This window comes from Variovorax sp. AB1(2024) (genome assembly GCF_037482385.2).
Lineage (GTDB): Bacteria > Pseudomonadota > Gammaproteobacteria > Burkholderiales > Burkholderiaceae_C > Variovorax.
The window spans coordinates 62902-78397 of record NZ_JBBHKP020000002.1; the positions used below are offsets into that span (position 1 = coordinate 62902).

Consider the following 15496-nt stretch of genomic DNA (forward strand, 5'->3'; position numbering starts at 1 on the left):
CGGCGTGTGGACGGGCAGAGCGCGCGCGCGTCATGGAACACCGGGGTGTTGCGCATCGAAGTCACCGAGCATCGCGTCCATGCGCCGGCGGATCGAACCGCCGGTCTGAACGTGCGGGATCACATAGAAGCGTCCCGCGTGAACCGCTGCAAGCGTGGCCGCGGCAACGTCGGCCGCGTCGATGGGCGAAGCGGCCATTCCGAGGCGCACCCGGTCGTTGTATGCAGCGGCAGGCTCGACGGTGTCTGAAAGATGAGCCGGCCGGCTGCGCTGCGCCTGATGAATCTGCGTGGGTACCAGCGAAGGACACAGCACGGAAACGCCGATCGGATCGCCCGCCTGCTCGAGGTCGCGCGCCAGGCATTCGGAAAAGGCGACGACGGCGTGCTTGCTGGCGCAATACACGGCGGAGCCCGCGAGCGTGGCCAGGCCGGCGGCCGATGCGGTGTTGATCACATGGGCCGCAACACCGCGGGCCCGCATGCGAGGAACGAAGCTGCGCACGCCGTTGGCGACGCCGCGCAGGTTGACGCCCAGCACCCACTCCCAGTCGGCGTCGGTGGCCGTCCAGGCGGGCCCGAGCACCGCGACCCCCGCGTTGTTGAACAGCCAGTCGACCCCACCAAAGACCTTCTCGCAGGAAGCGGCGAAAGCCTCGACGTCGCCGGCGCGAGCGACGTCGCACTTCTGCGCGAACGTCGGCACGCCCAGCGTGCGCGCGAGCGCTTCGGTGGCCGCGAGGCCCTCGATATCGATGTCGGCCAGCGCGAGGGCCATGCCTTCGCGCGCACAGGCCAGCGCCAGTTCCCGTCCGATGCCACTGCCCGCGCCCGTGATCGCGGCAACGCGATGGCCGGTCATTCGAGCGACACCCCGGCGGTGCGCAGCACTTCGGTCCACTTGGCGGCCTCGCGTGCCACGTACGCCTGGAACTCCGCGTGGGGCATGTCGATGATGAAGCTGCCCACCGCATCCAGCGAGCCCTTGATTTCGGGCGACCGGAGCGTCTCGGTCACCTCGGCGGACAGGCGCTTGACGATGGCCTCCGGCGTCTTCGCCGGTGCGAAGAGACCACCCCAGCTGAGGGCTTCGATGCCGGGGTAACCCGCTTCGGCCATGGTCGGGACGTCAGGCAGCATCGGCATGCGCTGGCCGCGCGTCACGGCCAGCGCCCGGATCTTGCCGTTGCGAATATGGGGCGCGGAGGTCTGGACGAAGTCGAACATCGCGTCGACGTTGCCCGAGATGAGATCCACCAGCGCGGCCGAACTCGCCTTGTACGGAACGTGGGTGAACCGCGTGCCGGTGCAGTTCTGCAGGAGTTCGAGACACAGATGCCCGGACGTGCCGTTGCCGCCGGATCCGAAGTTGAGCTTGCCCGGGTTCTTCCTGGCGTACGCCACCAGTTCGGCCACCGTGCCGATGCCCAGATGCGGGCTCACCACCAGCACGTTGGCATTGCCGGACAGGCCATGAATGGCCACGAAGTCCTTCACGGGGTCGTAGCGGATGGTCTTGTAGAGCGCGCTGTTGGTGCCCTGGGTGCCCTGCGTACCCACCAGCAGCGTGTAGCCGTCGGGCGCGGCGCGGGACACGAACTCGGCTCCGATCGAGCCGCTCACGCCGACCTTGTTGTCGATCACGAAAGGCTGGCCGAGCCGGGTGCTCAACACGCGCGCGATCACCCGTGTCTGCTGGTCGACGACGCTGCCCGCCGAGAAGGGCACCACGAGGGTGATGGGCCTGGCCGGATAGGCCTCCTGCGCGCGCAGCATCGGCGACAGGGAAAGCAGGCCGGCGGCGGCGGAAAATTGGCGGCGATTGATGGTCATCCGTGTGTCTCCGGCGGATCAGTTCTTGCCCAGTATTTCGGACCACCGGCCGTGGCTGTCGAGCACGTTGCCGTCTTCCAGCTCGACCTCGAAGTTCTCCAGCACCCGGCACACCAGCATGTAGTAGCCGATCGTCATCACGACCTCCATCAGCTGCTGCGGCGGCAGCAGGGCGGCCAGCGCATCGAACATCTCGGGCGGCGCCTTGACCTGGCGCACCACGGCGTCGGTGAAGTCGAGCACGCGGTGCTCGAGACTGTCGAATGGCTCCCTGTCGGCGCTGCCTTGCGGATGGCCGAGCACCGCTTCGACCTGCGCGGCGGGCACGCCCGCCTGCGCGGCCACGCGCCGATGCTGGGTCACTTCGTAGGTGGAGCCGCACAGCGCGCCGACCCGCAGGATCACCAGCTCGCGCAGCCTCGCGGGCAGCGAGGAATGCCGCAGGATGCTGGAGCCCAGGCCGAGGAAGCCCTGCGCGGTGGCGCCGCCGTGGGCGACCATGCGGTAGATGTTGAGCGGAGGGCGCCCGTCCAGCAGCGCGTGGAGCTCCGGCGGTGCCTCGGCCAGGTCGAAGTAGGGAATGCGAGCCATGGGTTTTTCAATCCAGTCGGATGCCGGCGGTGCGAATCACCTCGCGCCACCTGGCGGTTTCATTGCGTGCGAACTCGGCCAGGGCCTGGGGCGTGCCGCCCTGGGGCTCGATCGTCAGTTCGCGCATGCGATCGGCCACCGCCGCGGTCTGCAGCGCCCGGTTCACTTCGTGGTTGAGCCTTTCGATGATCGGCGCCGGCGTGCCGCTGGGCGCCCACAGGCCGCCCCAGGCCGCGAGTTCGCAATCGGGCAGGCCCAGTTCCTCGAATGTCGGCACCTGCGCAAGCAGCGGCAGCCGGCTGCGCGACGTCACGGCCAGCGGGCGAATCTTCTCGCTGCGGATGTAGGCAAGGTTGCCCGCCACGTTGTCGAAGATCGCCGGCAACTGCCCGCCCATCACATCGGAGATGGCCGGAGCGCTGCCCTTGTACGGAATGTGCGCGAGCTGCACCTTGGCCGCGCGATTGAGCAGCACCAGCGACAGATGGCCGCTGGTGGCGTTTCCGGGCGTGGCCACGGCGACCCGGTCGGGGGCCGAGCGGGCCAGCGCGAGAAAGCTCTTCAGGTCACGCGCTTCGAAGGCCGGGTTGACGCAGAGCACGTTGTAGACCTTGCCTTCGAGCGCAATGGGCGCGAAATCCTTCACCGGGTCGTAGTCCAGCTTCGGATACAGGCTGACGTTCATCGCGTGGGTCGCGTTGGTGCCGTAGAAGAGCGTGTAGCCGTCGGGCGCACTGCGCGCCGCGACCGCGGCCGCGATGTTCCCGGAGGCGCCGGGCTTGTTGTCGACGAGCACCGGCTGGCCCAGCTGGCGTGCCAGCTGCTCGGCCAGTCGACGCGAGGACTGGTCGGCCGAGCCGCCCGCCGGGAAGCCCACGACCAGGCGCACGGGCCGGCTGGGATAGGCATCGGCCTGGCCCGCGACGGCGAAGCCAAGGTGCGGCGCCGCGACGGCGCAGGCGGCCGCCTGGAGGACGCGACGTCGTTGGAGCGTCTGCATGGCTGCCATCAGGCGCGCGGCGCGGCGATGCCGCCGGTCAGGCCGCCGTCCACGACGAGTGCATGGCCGTTCACGTAGGAGGCCTCGTGCGACATCACGAACAACGCCGCATAGGCCACTTCCCAGCCTGTGCCCTGGCGCCCGAAAGGCAACGGCATCGCGAGGCGGTCGGACCTGCGGCGCGTCGCCGCACGACCGATGGGCGTGTCCATCAGGCCGGGCAGGATGCTGTTGCAGCGCACGCCCTTGGCCTGCCCCGCCATCGCGATCGAGCGCGCCAGCGACACCTGGGCGGCCTTGGTCGTTTCGTAGGCCGGGTTGAAGCTGGAATTGCGCAGCGCGGCGATCGACGACAGCAGCACGATGGAGCCTCCGGGCGCCATGTGCCGCAATGCCTGCTGCCCGAACAGCATGCAGGAGCGCACGTTGGTCGCGTGCTCGCGGTCCCAGGCTTCGGCGCTCTGGTTGTCCAGGGAGAGTCCGCTCGCCACGCCCACCACCATCACCAGGCCGTCCAGTCCGCCCATCTTGTGCACCGCGCGCTCCACGGTCGAAGCGGCGGCATCCGGCTGCGCGACGTCGGCCACCTCGGCATGGGCGGTCGCGCCCGATGCGCGCACCAGATCGCAGGTGCGCTGCAGCGACTCGGGATTGATGTCCACACAGGTCAGCGTTGCGCCCTCGTGGGCGAACAGCAGGGAGATCGCGCGTCCGTTGCCCACGGGCGGATCGGGGTCGTCGATGTCGCGTTGGCCCGCGCCCACCACGAGGATCCGGCGTTGCTCGAGGCGTCCGGCCGAGGGGCGGAGGTCACCGAGTGCTTCTGCGAAGAGCTGGAGCCCGGGCTGGATGGCTGGCGAGGTCATGCATGTTTCCTTTTGCGCGTTGGGTGCGCCCATGGTTGGTTTTTGGAAACGTTTCCGAAATGGTGGAAACCCTTGCAGGCTGTCACCTAAGATGCACCCCATGCTCTTGCCCCAAAGGGAAAGTCCCTCCGAATGAATGCAGGAAAACAGAAGATCGATCTGCGCGACGTGGCTCGGCTGGCGGGGGTGTCGCTGGGCAGTGCTTCTCGGGCGATGAACGGCGCGGGTGCGTCGGCGGCCACGCAGGAAAAGGTCAGCCAGGCCGCGGCGGCGCTGGGCTACCGTCCCAACCATGCGGCGCGGGTGCTGCGTTCGCGGCTCAGCCGAACCGTCGGCTGCCTGTTGCCCGACATCTCGAACCCGCTGTACGCACAGGTGTTTCGCGCCCTGGAGGACGAATTCCTTCGGCACGACTACCTGCTGCTGCTGGCCAACGGCGCCAACGACGCCGAGCGCGAAGTGAAGGCACTGGGAACGTTCACGCAGCGCGGCATGGACGGCGTGATCCTCGCGCCCGGCAACGAGCGCAACGCGCAACTGGTGGAGGCGTTGCGGCTGTTGCCCATGCCGGCCGTCGTGTTCGACCGGGAAGTCAGCGGCGCACACGACGCCGTGCTCATCGATCACGCGGGCGGTGTGCGGCGCGTGGTCGAGCGCTTGCTGGGCCTGGGGCACCGGGACATCGCACTCGTTCTCTGGCAGGGTGACACACGGCCCGTGCGGCGCCGCGTGCAGGGCTTTCGCACCGCGTTCCAGGCTGCGGGCCTGCCCGTGCCCGACCTGCTGGTGCAGGCGCGCAGCGTCACGGCCTCGGTCAACGCGGAGGTCACCGAACTGCTCGGTCGCCCCGACCGACCGAGCGCGCTCATCGTGCAGGGCACGCACATGCTCAACAGCGCACTGCGGGCCATCTCCGCCCGGGGCCTGCAGGTGCCGCGCGACATCTCGGTGGTCGCCATCGGCGACACGCCCTTCGCGGCCGAGCACGAACCCGCGGTGAGCGTGCTCGACATCGACCAGGCCGAAACCGCGCGTTGCCTGGTCGACCTGCTGCTCACCCGTATCGCCGAGAACGGGCTGCCCCAGCGCAAGGCCCGCATCGCGCTGCGTTACGTGGAGCGCGATTCGGTGGCGCCCCCCGCGCGAGCCTCGCGCTGAGGCCGGGCCTCAGGAGCCCGTCACGCCGGCGCGCTGCCGCGGTATTCCCGGCCCAGCGCATCCACCAGTTCGGCGACCGTCGGCACGGCGCGCACGCCGGACACCGAATGGCCCGCGCTCCAGATGTCGGTCCAGCGCTGGCTCGGCGCCGCATTGGCGCCACCGCCGTAGCGTCTCCTCGCTTCTTCCACCGAGATGCTCTCGTCGAGCGCGGAGACATCGATGCCCAGCCTGCGCGCCGACGGCGCGAGAAAGCTGGCGGGCAAGCCGGTGAAGCCGCGCGTGAGCAGCACGTCGTCGATCGAACTGTCGACCAGCATCTGACGGTACTCCCCGCTCGCCAGGCTCTCCCGCGTGGCAATGAAGCGGGTGCCCATGATGCCGAGGTCGCAGCCGAGCGTCTTCGCGGCCCGCAGGGCCACGCCGTCCGACAGGCCGCCGGCCAGCACGATCGGGCCGTCGAACACGTCGCGGACCGCGCGCACGAAGGCGAAGGGGTTGGCCCAGCCGGTGTGTCCGCCGGCACCCGCGGTGAGCAGCACCAGTCCGTCCACGCCCGACTCGATGGCGCGCACGGCATGGTGCAGCGAGGCCACGTCGGCGAAGACGCGGCAGCCGGCCTCGTGCAGGCGCGGCACCACGGCAGCGGGCGAGCCGACGCTGGTGATGACCATTTGCGCGCGGTGCCTGGCGATCAGTTCGACCTCGGCCATCACCCTGGCAGGGTCGCGCCGCATGATGAGGTTGGGGCAATAGGGCGCCGTGCGTGCCGGCGCGCCGGCGGCCTCGTCGTCCAGGCGAGCGAGCCAGGCGTCGAACTCGTCGAGCGTCTGGCAGTTGGCTGTCGGAAAGGCGCCGATCACGCCGGCGGCGCAAGCGGCGGACACCAGTTCGATGCCGGAGACCCGCAGCATGGGCGCCGCGATGAGGGGCAGGGCCAATCGGTCGAGGAAGGAAAGGGCGTGGGTCATGGCAGTGCAGTCGATGCGCTCAGGTGCCCCAGGGCGGCGCGTGTTTGCTGGATGAGTTCTTCGACGATCGCCGACAGCGGCTGTATGCGCGTGGCAAAGCCGATGGCCGGCCCGAGGGAGAGCATGCCGCTGTGCCAGTCGCCGCCGCCGTAGCAGCGTTCGCGCGCCACGCGGCTGTCGAGCAGGCGGCCGAATGCGGCGTGGTCGGCCGCGCCGGCGCGCTCGATCGCGTCGACCTGGAGGGCCGTGTCGTTGCGCAGCACACGCCAGGTGTTGCCCAGCGTGTGCAGCAGGCGCATGGTGCTGTGTTCGTCGCAGCCCAGCAGGTGCTGCTTGTAGGCGGCGTGGGCGGACACCTCCTCGCTCACGAGGAAGCGGCTGCCCATCAACACCCCGTCGGCCCCCAGCGCCAGGGCAGCGGCCAGCTGGGCGCCATGGCCGATGCCGCCGCCCAGGACCAGCGGGACATGGAACTGCTGGCGTGCCGTGGCCAGCGCGCCCATCAGCATGGTGGGCAGCTCGTTGGCACCGGGATGCCCGCCTTCCTCCATGCCCACCAGCGCCACCGCGTCGGCCCCGGCGGCCTGCGCGGCGAGGGCATGCCGCACGCTCGATGCCTTGTGAATCACCACGCCGCCGCCCGCGTGGATGGCCCGGATCAGCGCATCCGGCGCATGGCCGGCAGTCTCGAAGTGGCGCACGCCGTGGGCCAGCGCGATCTCCAGCGCGCGGTGCACGCCCGTGTTCGCTTGCGGGCGCGCCGACAGCGTGAGGTTGACGCCGTAGGGGCGCCCCCCCGTCAGGTCGCTGCAGCGCCGCAGCTGGTCGCGCAGCGCATCCTCGCCGTCGAAGGAGCGTGGCGTGATGAAGCCCATGCACCCCGCGTTGGTCAGCGCGCCGACGTAGCGGGCGTCCGAGAGCCACATCAACCCGCCGCCGAGGATCGGGTAGGCGAGCCCGAAGAGCCGCGTCAGGCGGGTGGACAGCGGCGGCTGGCTCACAGCTGCTGCCGTGCGTTGTCCAGGGCCGGCGCATCAGCCAGCGCCGCCGGATCGACGCCTGCCAGCGGCACCGGAAATCGCACCAGCGACAGCGCTTGCGTGCCGTTGAACAGGCCGCGCCCCGCGAACTGCGGCAAGGCGGCCAGCGCGCCGGGGGCCACCACCGGTGCCACGGGCAGGTCGCTGCGCGCCAGTGTCTCGAAGGCCTCCGCCGAATCGCGCTGCGCGAGCTGCTGCGCGATGCGCTCGTTGATGGCCTGCGCCTGCTTCTTGCGCGCACCCAGCGTCCGGCAGCCCTCGTTCGCGAAGTCGCCCATGTCCAGCACGCTGCAAAGGCGTGCCCAGAAGTGGTCTTCCAGCGCCGCGACACTCAGGAACTGTCCGTCACGGCAACGGAAGCTGCCGTACGCGGGCTTGACCTGCGTGGCGGCGCGCTGGCTTTCGAGGCTGGTCGCGCCGTCCGCGCGGTAGGCGCCCAGGCGCGGGTTCATCCAGTGCAGCACGCAGTCGGCCAGCGCCACGTCCAGGTGCTGGCCCCGGCCCGTGCGGTCGCGCTGCAGCAGCGCCGCCAGCGTGGACGAGAGCGCATACATCGAGCCGCACAGGTCCGCCACCGGCAGGCCGAAGTTCTGCGTCGGCGGCCCGCCGGGCTCGCCCGAGACCGCCAGCGCCCCCGCCGCGGCCAGGTAGTTGATGTCGTGGCCGGGCAGATGAGCCCAGGGGCCTTCCTGCCCATAGCCGCTGAGCGACACGTAGACCAGGCGCGGGAAGCTCTCGCGCAAGCTGGCGTAGTCCAGGCCCAGGCGCGCCATCACGCCGGGGCGGTAGGACTCCACCAGCACATCGGCCTGAGCCACCAGCTCGCGCACGCGGGCGCGCTGGGCCTCGTCCTTCAGGTCCACCAGCAGGCTGAGCTTGCCGCGGTTGACGGCTTCGAAGCCGCCTGGTCCCATGCGCCGCGCGTTGTCGCCGCCGGGCGGCCGCTCGATCTTGATGACGCGCGCACCCATCTGCGCCAGGTTCTGCGTGAAGAACGGTCCGGGCAGCAGTTCGCTGAAGTCGAGGACGGTGATGCCCGCGAGCGGGCCGGGGGCACTCATGCCACGCTCCTTTCGACGACCACCGCATCCAGCGGCAGCGCGCCCTCGCCCTCGGCGCCGACCCAGATCGGGTTGAGGTCCATCTCTTCGATGCGTTCGGCGTTGGCCATCACGAACTCGGACACGCCCATCAGCAAGCGCTCCAGTGCGGCAACGTCGGCCACCGGCCGCCCGCGCGCGCCGGCGAGCACGGGGAAGCAGCGCATCTCGCGCACCATGGACGCGGCGTCGGCGGCGCTCAGCGGCAGCAGGCGGCGGGTGACATCGCGCAGGATTTCCACATAGACCCCGCCCAGGCCGAAGGTCATCACATGCCCGAACACCGGGTCGCGCGTCACGCCCGCCATCAGCTCGACGCCGCCGCTTGGCGCCATTTTCTCGATCAGCAGCCCGTCGATGGCGGCATCGGGCTTGTGATGCCTGGCCGAGGCCATGATGTCGTCCCATGCCAGCTCCACCTGCAGGCCATTCGAAATGCCGACCTTGACGCCGCCGATGTCCGACTTGTGCAGGATGTCGGGGCTGGCGATCTTCGCGACCACGGGGTAGCCCATGCCATCGGCCAGCAGGCGCGCCTCGGCCCGGGTGCGGGCCACGGCAACCGGCAGCAGCGGGATGCCGGCCTGCCCGAGCAGCGTCTTGGCTTGCAGTTCCGACAGGTTGCGAACGGCGAGTGCTGATGCCAGGGGCATGGAAACGGGGCGACGGCGATCGGATGGACCTGCCATGCTGCGGTGCCGCTGGCCCCATTGCGTCCAACGCTTGATGGCGCTGATCGCCTTGCCGACCGAACGCGGCGGCGCGAAGCCTGCCGCCACCAGCATGCGGTAGCCCTCGCCCAGCCGGTCGCTCATCCAGATCGGGACGATGGGACTTTGCACACGTGCCTGCGCGGCGATGATGGTCTGCGCCATGCGGATGGTGGTTTCGCCGTAGTCCAGCGCAATGGGCGCAATCACGCAGCCCAGGTTGGGATCCGCGGCGACTGCGCCCAGCGTGCTTTCGATCAGGTCGGCGTCGCTGAGCACGGCCGCTGTCGTGTCGACGGGGTTGTTGACCGCCGCATAGTCGGGCAGCTTGCTGCGAAGCAGCTCGGTGGTGTGCGGTGCGAACTCCGCCAGGGTCAGTCCTGCCAGTCCCACCGCGTCGGCGGTCAGGGCGGTGGTGCCGCCGGACGAGCAATAGACGCCGATCGCCTCGCGCTCGCTCGGCATGGCGCGCGCGAAAAGCCAGGCGGTGTCCACCAGTTCGTCGATGTCGTCCACCTCGATTACGCCGTACTGGCGGAACACCGCGCTGTTGACTTCGGCCGAGCCCGTCAGCGAAGCGGTGTGCGACTGCGCGGCGCGCTGGCCATACGCGGACTTGCCGACCTTCAGCGCGATGACCGGCTTGCCGTTGTCGGCGGCGCACTGGAGCGCGGCCAGGAAACGCGGGCCGTCCTTGATGCCTTCCAGCAAGGTCACGATCACCTTGATGTCCGGCGCGGTTGCCATGTATTGGATGAAGTCCGCCACCTGCAGGTCCACCTCGTTGCCGGTGGACGCCCACAGCCCGATGCCGATGCCGCGCTCCATGGCCTGCATCACGTTGCGGCCCAGCCCGCCGCCTTGCGTGGCCAGGCCGATCGGGCCCTTGACCAGGTCATGCGGAAAAGAGGGCGAGAAGGTCATGCCCAGGCGCTGGTTGACGTTGGTGAGGCCGGGGCAGTTGGGGCCGTAGATGCGCATGCCGGCCTGATCGGCGATTTCCTTGAGGCGGGCCTGCGCCCGCTCTCCCTCGGCGCCGGCTTCGCCGAAGCCGGAGGTGAGGATGATGGCGAACGGCACGCGCCTGGCCGCGCATTCCTCCATCACGGCAAGCACGCCCGATGCGGGCACCGCGATGACGGCGACGTCGGGCGTCTGCGGCAGCGACGCGACGCTGGGCCAGCAGCGCCGGCCGCGCAATTCGGCCTTGGTCGGATTGACCAGGTAGAGCTCGCCGTCGATCTGCGAATGGTCCAGCAGGTTGCTGAGGGTACGCCCGCCGATGCTCTGTGGCCGATCGGACGCCCCGACCAGGGCGATGGAGCGTGGATGGATGAGGCGCGACAGGTCGGTGCTGAAGGTCGGATGGGTCATGCTGTGCAACTCCGGCGACGTTCAGGCAATGGCGGAGATGCCCAGGATCTCGCGCCCGACGATCAGGGTCTGCACTTCGGTCGTGCCTTCCGGGATGGTGCCGCCGCGGGTGTCGCGGAAAATCCGCTCGATCGGGTAGTCCGTGGCGTAGCCCAGGCCACCGTGCACCTGCAAGGCCATGCTGGCCACTTCGTGAGCGGCCTCGGTGGCGTAGAGCTTGGCGATCGACGCGGCGGTGCGTGCGCCGCTGCCGGAGTCCAGCGCGGCGGCCGCGCGCAGGCCCAGCGCCCGCGCGGCTTCGACGCGGATCGTCATGTCGACGATCAGTTTCTGCACCAGCTGGAAGCTGCCGATGGGCTTGCCGAACTGCGTGCGCGTGCGCGCGTAGTCGATGGAAAGATCGAGCGCCGACTGCGCGGCGCCCACGGCACCCATGGCGATGTTCACGCGCGCGCTGTCCAGCCCGATCAGCATCTTCTTGAGTGCGCCGCCTTCCTCGCCCAGCAGGTTCTCCCTGGGCACCTTGACGTTGTCGAAGCCCAGTTCCGCCGTGCCCGTGCTGCGCAGGACCATGGTGTCCACGCGGCGCATTTCGTAGGGCGACACGTCGCGCTCCACGAGGAACGTGGAGAGCTGGCCCTGGCAGTCCGGGCTGAAGGTGCGCGCCACGACGATGCCGAAATCGCCGAAGGCGCCGTTCGTGATCCACAGCTTGCGGCCGTTGAGCACGTAGTGGTCGCCCTGCAGGTCCGCGCGGGTCTGCACCTGCGCGATGTTGGAGCCCGTGCCGGGCTCGCTGATGGCGCTGAAGCAGCGGCGCTCGTTGGCCAGCAGGGGCTGCAGGAAGCGCTCCTTCTGCGCGGGCGTGGCTTCGGCCGCGAGCTTGTTGATCGCCGCGTTGGTGATGTTGAGCATCGTGCGCAGGGACAGCCATGCGTAGCCTGCCTCCTCCATCAGCATGGCCCAGGTGAGCTGGTCCAGGCCCATGCCGCCTTCCTCTTCCGCCAGCCGGCCGCCCAGGTAGCCGAACTCCGCCAGGGGCTTGAGCAGCTCGAAGGGGAAGGTGCGCTCCTGGTCGTGGCGGGCAACGACGGGTGCGACTTCGCTCTTCATGAAGCGGCGGATGCTGTCGCGCAGCATGGTTTGTTCTGCAGTCTGGGTGTACACGGGGTCTCCTGGTTTTTGAAGGTGAAGTTGAGCGGCGCTCAAGGCTCGTCGGGAGGCGGGGCCTTGGTGCCGCGGCGGGAAGATGTGGAAGAAGAAGAGGAGGAGGCAGGCGATGGCACCGGCTGCTGCTCGCGGAAGACGACGGCCTTGACCTCCTGCAGCGCCTCGATGCAGCGCTCGCGCTGGTCGCGCATGCGGTGGGTCAGGCCGGCCACCGACAGGGCCAGGGTCTCGCCGCCGATCTGGCCGGCCACCGCCACGGCGGTCAGGCCTTCGCTGCCTTCGTTCTCGACCCAGATCCAGCCCTGTTCGCGCGCGCGCGCCACCTGCGCCTCCAGCTCGGACAGGTCGGTGATCGTTCCGGAGGCCAGCGAGCGCAGCGGCTTCAGCCGCAACTGGCGCGCCGCTTCTTCGGGCGTGCCGATCGCGAGGATCGCCTTCCCCAGCGCGGAGACGTGCAGCGCCAGCTTGTCGCCCACGTGCTGCATGTAGCGCAGCGCATGGCGGCCCTCGCTCAGCGCGATGACTTTCACGACGCCGCTCTCCAGCCTGCCGCACAGCCCGGTCTCGCCGGTGCGGTCGCGCAGCAGTTCGCACGCCTCGGCACCCACGGCGTAGAGCGGGTCGCTTGCCGAGATTTCCTTGGCCACCGTCAACAGGCGCGCGGTTGGATAGAAGCGCCGGCTGCGCGCGGTGCGCAGCAGGTAGCCCAACTCGTGCAGCGTGTGCAGCAGGTCGGAGCAACTGCTCTCGGGCAGGTCCATGAGCCGGGCCAGGTCCGAGTTGGACAGCTCGCGCTTTTCTCGCGCAAAGACTTCGAGCAGGGTCATCGTGCGGGTGGCCGCAGGAACGATGGTGGGCATGAATCCTCCGATAGGTCGTAGAAGTTGTCGATCATAGCGACGACATTCACGACTTTCACGGAGTTTGCATTCTGAGCGGCGATCAAAAAAGGCAGAAAACACGGTTGTCAAACAACGAAGGGTTGAAGTAGTCTACGTCCATTCGTAGAAAAAACACAAACGAATCGAATTCCAAAACCAGGAGACAACCTTGAAAACCTTCCTCAAAGCCATTGCCGCTCTCGGCTGCGCACTTCTTCTTTCCGCCCCCGGGCACGCCGCCAGCGAGGCCGACGGCTGGCCGTCCAGGCCGCTGACCTTCGTCGTGCCGTTCCCGCCCGGAGGCATCACCGACAACACCTCGCGCCTGCTGGCGCAGAAGCTCGGCGAGAAGCTCGGGCAGCCCGTGGTCGTGGAAAACCGGCCCGGCGCGGGCGGCTCGATCGGGGTGGATTCCGCGGTGCGGCAGCCGGCGGACGGCTACACCCTGATCTACGGCACCCAGGGCACGCACGCCGCCAACCTGGCGCTCTACAAGAACGTGCGCTACGACCCGGTCAAGGACTTCACCGCCGTGCACGGCATGTCGGAGTCGCCGCTGATCCTGGTCATCAATCCGAACAAGCCGTTCAAGACGGTGCCCGAGCTGGTGGAGTACGCCAAGAAGAACCCCGGCAAGCTCAACTTCGGCTCGGCGGGCGCGGGCACGGCCACGCACCTGACGGCGGAGCTCTTCCAGACGACCGCGGGCATCCGGATGACGCACGTGCCCTACAAGGGCAGCAGCCCGGCGTTGACCGACCTGATCGCCGGCAACCTCGACCTCGCCTTCGACTACGCAGCCGTGGTGCTGCCCTTCGTGCAGTCAGGCAAGCTGAAGGCGCTGGCGGTCACCGGCAAGTCGCGGCTGTCCAGCGCGCCTGACCTGCCGACCGTGGGCGAACTGGGCTATCCCGGCGCTGCGTCGAGCGCGTGGGGCGCGATGTTCGTCTCGTCGAAGACGCCGGCGCCCATCGTCAAGCGACTTGCCGACGCCATGGCCGAAGCCATCGTGAATCCAGAGCTGCTGGCCGCCACCGAGAAGTTCGGCAGCGTGCCGATGCGCGGCATGCGAGGCGAGAAGCTGGACGCTTTCGTCAAGTCGGAAATGACGCGCTGGCGCGACGTGGTGCAGAGCTCCGGCGCCAAGCTGGAGTAGCCACGCGCTGCCCGCCCCCCGCCTTTTTTGCAAAACCAGGAAATCACTTCCATGACCAATGAATTGCGTGGCCTTCAGCCACAGCATCCAACGCTCTACCAGCTTGCGCCCGACGGTGCGTCGCTGGAGTTCCTCTTCGCGCAATGCCCGGCCTGCGGGAAGCTCGCCTTCCCCGCCAACGTGCCCGGCTGCAGCCATTGCGGCGACCCGCTGAGCAACGCCGGGAAGGTCGCGCGACCAGGCGGCGGCAAGCTGCTGGAGTTCGTGACGCTGCACGTGCCGCTGCTGCCCGGCATGGAGGTGCCGCGCATTGCGGCGGACATCCTCATCGAGGACGGAATCATCGAAGAGGGCGTGATGGCCGGATCGGACGAGTCGTGCCTGCGGGTCGGCATGGCGCTTCGCGCCGTCGCCGTTGCGTTGCCCGGCGGAGAGACTTTTGCATGCCGCTTCGTGCCGGCCGAAGGAGCGGCGCGATGAGCAACTGGATCGACGACAACGACGGCGTGTACGTGGCCGGCATCGGCATGCATGCGTACCAGTTCCCGAGCGACACGCCCTACACGCACCTGGGGCTCGCCGCAGTGCGGGGCGCGCTGGCAGACGCGGGCCTGGCGTGGCCGCAGGTCCAGAGCGCCTATGTCGGAACCACGTCCATCGGCATGGCCGCGGGGCGCGTGATGTTCCGGCACCTCGGCGCCACGGGGCTGGCGGTCACGCAGGTCGAGAACGCGTCCGCATCGGGGTCGTTCGCGTTCCGCCAGGCATGCATGGAGGTGGCGCGCGGCGTGAGCGACGTGGTGCTGGCCGTCGGCGTGGACAAGCACGGCGACGGCCGGCGCGCCGCCGACAAGGAAGGGTTGGCACGGCTGAGCGACACCGCCACGGTGCCCGCCGTGAAGTTCGCCATGATGGCGCGCACCTACCTGAGGGAGCGTGGCGCCGACGCGCAGGCGATGGCCAAGGTTGCCGTCAAGAACCACGGCAATGCCTCGCGCAATCCGTATGCGCAGTTCCGCAAGCCGCGCACCCTCGAGCAGGTGCTCGGCTCGCCGCGCGTGGCGGGGGATCTGACGGTCCAGCAATGCTGCCCGCGCGGCGAAGGCGCGGCCGCCGCGATCCTGGTGTCGGGCCGCGCGCTGCGCCGCCTGGGCCTGGATGCCGCTCGCTGTGTGCGCGTGCGCGCCTCGGCAGCGTGCAGCGAGACGCCGGAAACCAGCTACGGCGCCGCCGCCGTCGACCTGGTGCGCGCCAGCGCAGGCGCCGCGCTCGCGCAGGCGGCCATTCCCGCGTCACGCCTGGATCTGCTGGAACTGCATGACGCGTTCTCGGTGGAAGAGTTGCTCTACAGCGAGGCCGTGGGTGTCTGTGAGCCGGGCGAGGGCGCGGCCTTCCTGCAGCGCGGCGACTCGCAGATCGGCGGGCGCTGCGCGATCAATGCGTCGGGCGGCCTGATCGGCATGGGGCATCCGCTGGGGCCCACCGGCATCGGCCAGATCGCGGAAATCACCCGGCAGCTTCGCGGTGAAGCCAGCGGACGGCAGCACGAGGGCGCCAGCTGGGGCATGGCCCACATGATCGGCCTGGGATCCGTCGCGATCGCGCACGTGCTCTCGCGCGGCACCGCCTGAACGAAATGGAGACACC

At 69.4% G+C, this 15496-nt stretch carries 15 protein-coding genes; 4 read left to right on the forward strand and 11 right to left on the reverse strand.

Features of this window, described 5'->3' with window-relative positions; genetic code table 11:
- Positions 1–30: 30 nt before the first annotated feature.
- From WIX39_RS27390 to WIX39_RS27410, 5 genes are read right to left on the reverse strand one after another with little or no spacing between them, the layout of a single operon-like run.
- A complete protein-coding gene (locus WIX39_RS27390; RefSeq protein WP_409196410.1) occupies positions 31–861 on the reverse strand; it encodes an SDR family NAD(P)-dependent oxidoreductase in 831 nt (276 codons plus the stop codon).
- A complete protein-coding gene (locus WIX39_RS27395; protein WP_409196411.1) occupies positions 858–1832 on the reverse strand; it encodes a Bug family tripartite tricarboxylate transporter substrate binding protein in 975 nt (324 codons plus the stop codon). Before WIX39_RS27395 ends, WIX39_RS27390 begins: the two co-directional genes overlap by 4 nt.
- A gap of 18 nt (positions 1833–1850) precedes the next feature.
- A complete protein-coding gene (locus tag WIX39_RS27400; protein ID WP_409196412.1) occupies positions 1851–2423 on the reverse strand; it encodes a carboxymuconolactone decarboxylase family protein in 573 nt (190 codons plus the stop codon).
- A 7-nt stretch (positions 2424–2430) separates the two neighbouring features.
- Positions 2431–3423 carry a Bug family tripartite tricarboxylate transporter substrate binding protein gene (locus WIX39_RS27405; protein WP_409196413.1) on the reverse strand — a complete coding sequence of 331 codons (993 nt, stop codon included), beginning with the start codon at positions 3421–3423 and terminating at the stop codon, positions 2431–2433.
- An 8-nt stretch (positions 3424–3431) separates the two neighbouring features.
- Positions 3432–4289 carry an SDR family NAD(P)-dependent oxidoreductase gene (locus tag WIX39_RS27410; RefSeq protein WP_409196414.1) on the reverse strand — a complete coding sequence of 286 codons (858 nt, stop codon included), beginning with the start codon at positions 4287–4289 and terminating at the stop codon, positions 3432–3434.
- Positions 4290–4421: 132 nt separating this feature from the next.
- Between WIX39_RS27410 and WIX39_RS27415 the strand changes: the two genes are divergently transcribed.
- Complete coding sequence (locus WIX39_RS27415; protein WP_409196415.1) at positions 4422–5447, forward strand: substrate-binding domain-containing protein; 1026 nt, start codon at positions 4422–4424, stop codon at positions 5445–5447.
- 20 nt (positions 5448–5467) lie between these two features.
- Here the strand turns inward: WIX39_RS27415 and WIX39_RS27420 are convergent, their stop codons facing one another.
- The 6 genes from WIX39_RS27420 to WIX39_RS27445 are packed head-to-tail and all read right to left on the reverse strand — an operon-like array spanning position 5468 to position 12672.
- Positions 5468–6418, reverse strand: a complete 951-nt coding sequence (locus WIX39_RS27420) for an NAD(P)H-dependent flavin oxidoreductase (protein ID WP_081270991.1) — start codon at positions 6416–6418, stop codon at positions 5468–5470.
- Entirely contained in the window at positions 6415–7419 is a 1005-nt protein-coding gene (locus tag WIX39_RS27425; protein WP_409196416.1) for an NAD(P)H-dependent flavin oxidoreductase, read from the reverse strand. Before WIX39_RS27425 ends, WIX39_RS27420 begins: the two co-directional genes overlap by 4 nt.
- Complete coding sequence (locus tag WIX39_RS27430; protein ID WP_409196417.1) at positions 7416–8519, reverse strand: CaiB/BaiF CoA transferase family protein; 1104 nt, start codon at positions 8517–8519, stop codon at positions 7416–7418. Before WIX39_RS27430 ends, WIX39_RS27425 begins: the two co-directional genes overlap by 4 nt.
- Positions 8516–10642: an acetate--CoA ligase family protein gene (locus WIX39_RS27435; protein ID WP_409196418.1), complete on the reverse strand. Its 2127-nt coding sequence runs from the start codon at positions 10640–10642 to the stop codon at positions 8516–8518. Before WIX39_RS27435 ends, WIX39_RS27430 begins: the two co-directional genes overlap by 4 nt.
- A 21-nt stretch (positions 10643–10663) precedes the next feature.
- Positions 10664–11809 carry an acyl-CoA dehydrogenase family protein gene (locus WIX39_RS27440; RefSeq protein WP_275892592.1) on the reverse strand — a complete coding sequence of 382 codons (1146 nt, stop codon included), beginning with the start codon at positions 11807–11809 and terminating at the stop codon, positions 10664–10666.
- Between the two features lie 38 nt (positions 11810–11847).
- A complete protein-coding gene (locus WIX39_RS27445; protein WP_409196419.1) occupies positions 11848–12672 on the reverse strand; it encodes an IclR family transcriptional regulator in 825 nt (274 codons plus the stop codon).
- 190 nt (positions 12673–12862) lie between these two features.
- Between WIX39_RS27445 and WIX39_RS27450 the strand changes: the two genes are divergently transcribed.
- From WIX39_RS27450 to WIX39_RS27460, 3 genes are read left to right on the forward strand one after another with little or no spacing between them, the layout of a single operon-like run.
- The gene (locus WIX39_RS27450; RefSeq protein WP_409196420.1) at positions 12863–13849 is read left to right on the forward strand and encodes a Bug family tripartite tricarboxylate transporter substrate binding protein; all 987 of its coding nucleotides are present in this window, start codon (positions 12863–12865) and stop codon (positions 13847–13849) included.
- 51 nt (positions 13850–13900) lie between these two features.
- Complete coding sequence (locus WIX39_RS27455; RefSeq protein WP_409196421.1) at positions 13901–14329, forward strand: Zn-ribbon domain-containing OB-fold protein; 429 nt, start codon at positions 13901–13903, stop codon at positions 14327–14329.
- Positions 14326–15480 (forward strand): thiolase family protein, encoded by a 1155-nt coding sequence (locus WIX39_RS27460; protein WP_409196422.1) that lies wholly within the window; start codon positions 14326–14328, stop codon positions 15478–15480. The genes WIX39_RS27455 and WIX39_RS27460 overlap by 4 nt, the downstream gene beginning before the upstream one ends.
- Positions 15481–15496 lie beyond the last annotated feature (16 nt).

Coding starts and splice junctions, on each gene's coding strand:
- WIX39_RS27405 (WP_409196413.1), bottom strand. CDS start 3,423: ATGCAGACGCTCCAACGACGTCGCGTCCTCCAGGCGGCCGCCTGCGCC.
- WIX39_RS27435 (WP_409196418.1), bottom strand. CDS start 10,642: ATGACCCATCCGACCTTCAGCACCGACCTGTCGCGCCTCATCCATCCA.
- WIX39_RS27445 (WP_409196419.1), bottom strand. CDS start 12,672: ATGCCCACCATCGTTCCTGCGGCCACCCGCACGATGACCCTGCTCGAA.
- WIX39_RS27400 (WP_409196412.1), bottom strand. CDS start 2,423: ATGGCTCGCATTCCCTACTTCGACCTGGCCGAGGCACCGCCGGAGCTC.
- WIX39_RS27430 (WP_409196417.1), bottom strand. CDS start 8,519: ATGAGTGCCCCCGGCCCGCTCGCGGGCATCACCGTCCTCGACTTCAGC.
- WIX39_RS27455 (WP_409196421.1), top strand. CDS start 13,901: ATGACCAATGAATTGCGTGGCCTTCAGCCACAGCATCCAACGCTCTAC.
- WIX39_RS27460 (WP_409196422.1), top strand. CDS start 14,326: ATGAGCAACTGGATCGACGACAACGACGGCGTGTACGTGGCCGGCATC.
- WIX39_RS27415 (WP_409196415.1), top strand. CDS start 4,422: ATGAATGCAGGAAAACAGAAGATCGATCTGCGCGACGTGGCTCGGCTG.
- WIX39_RS27395 (WP_409196411.1), bottom strand. CDS start 1,832: ATGACCATCAATCGCCGCCAATTTTCCGCCGCCGCCGGCCTGCTTTCC.
- WIX39_RS27390 (WP_409196410.1), bottom strand. CDS start 861: ATGACCGGCCATCGCGTTGCCGCGATCACGGGCGCGGGCAGTGGCATC.
- WIX39_RS27420 (WP_081270991.1), bottom strand. CDS start 6,418: ATGACCCACGCCCTTTCCTTCCTCGACCGATTGGCCCTGCCCCTCATC.
- WIX39_RS27410 (WP_409196414.1), bottom strand. CDS start 4,289: ATGACCTCGCCAGCCATCCAGCCCGGGCTCCAGCTCTTCGCAGAAGCA.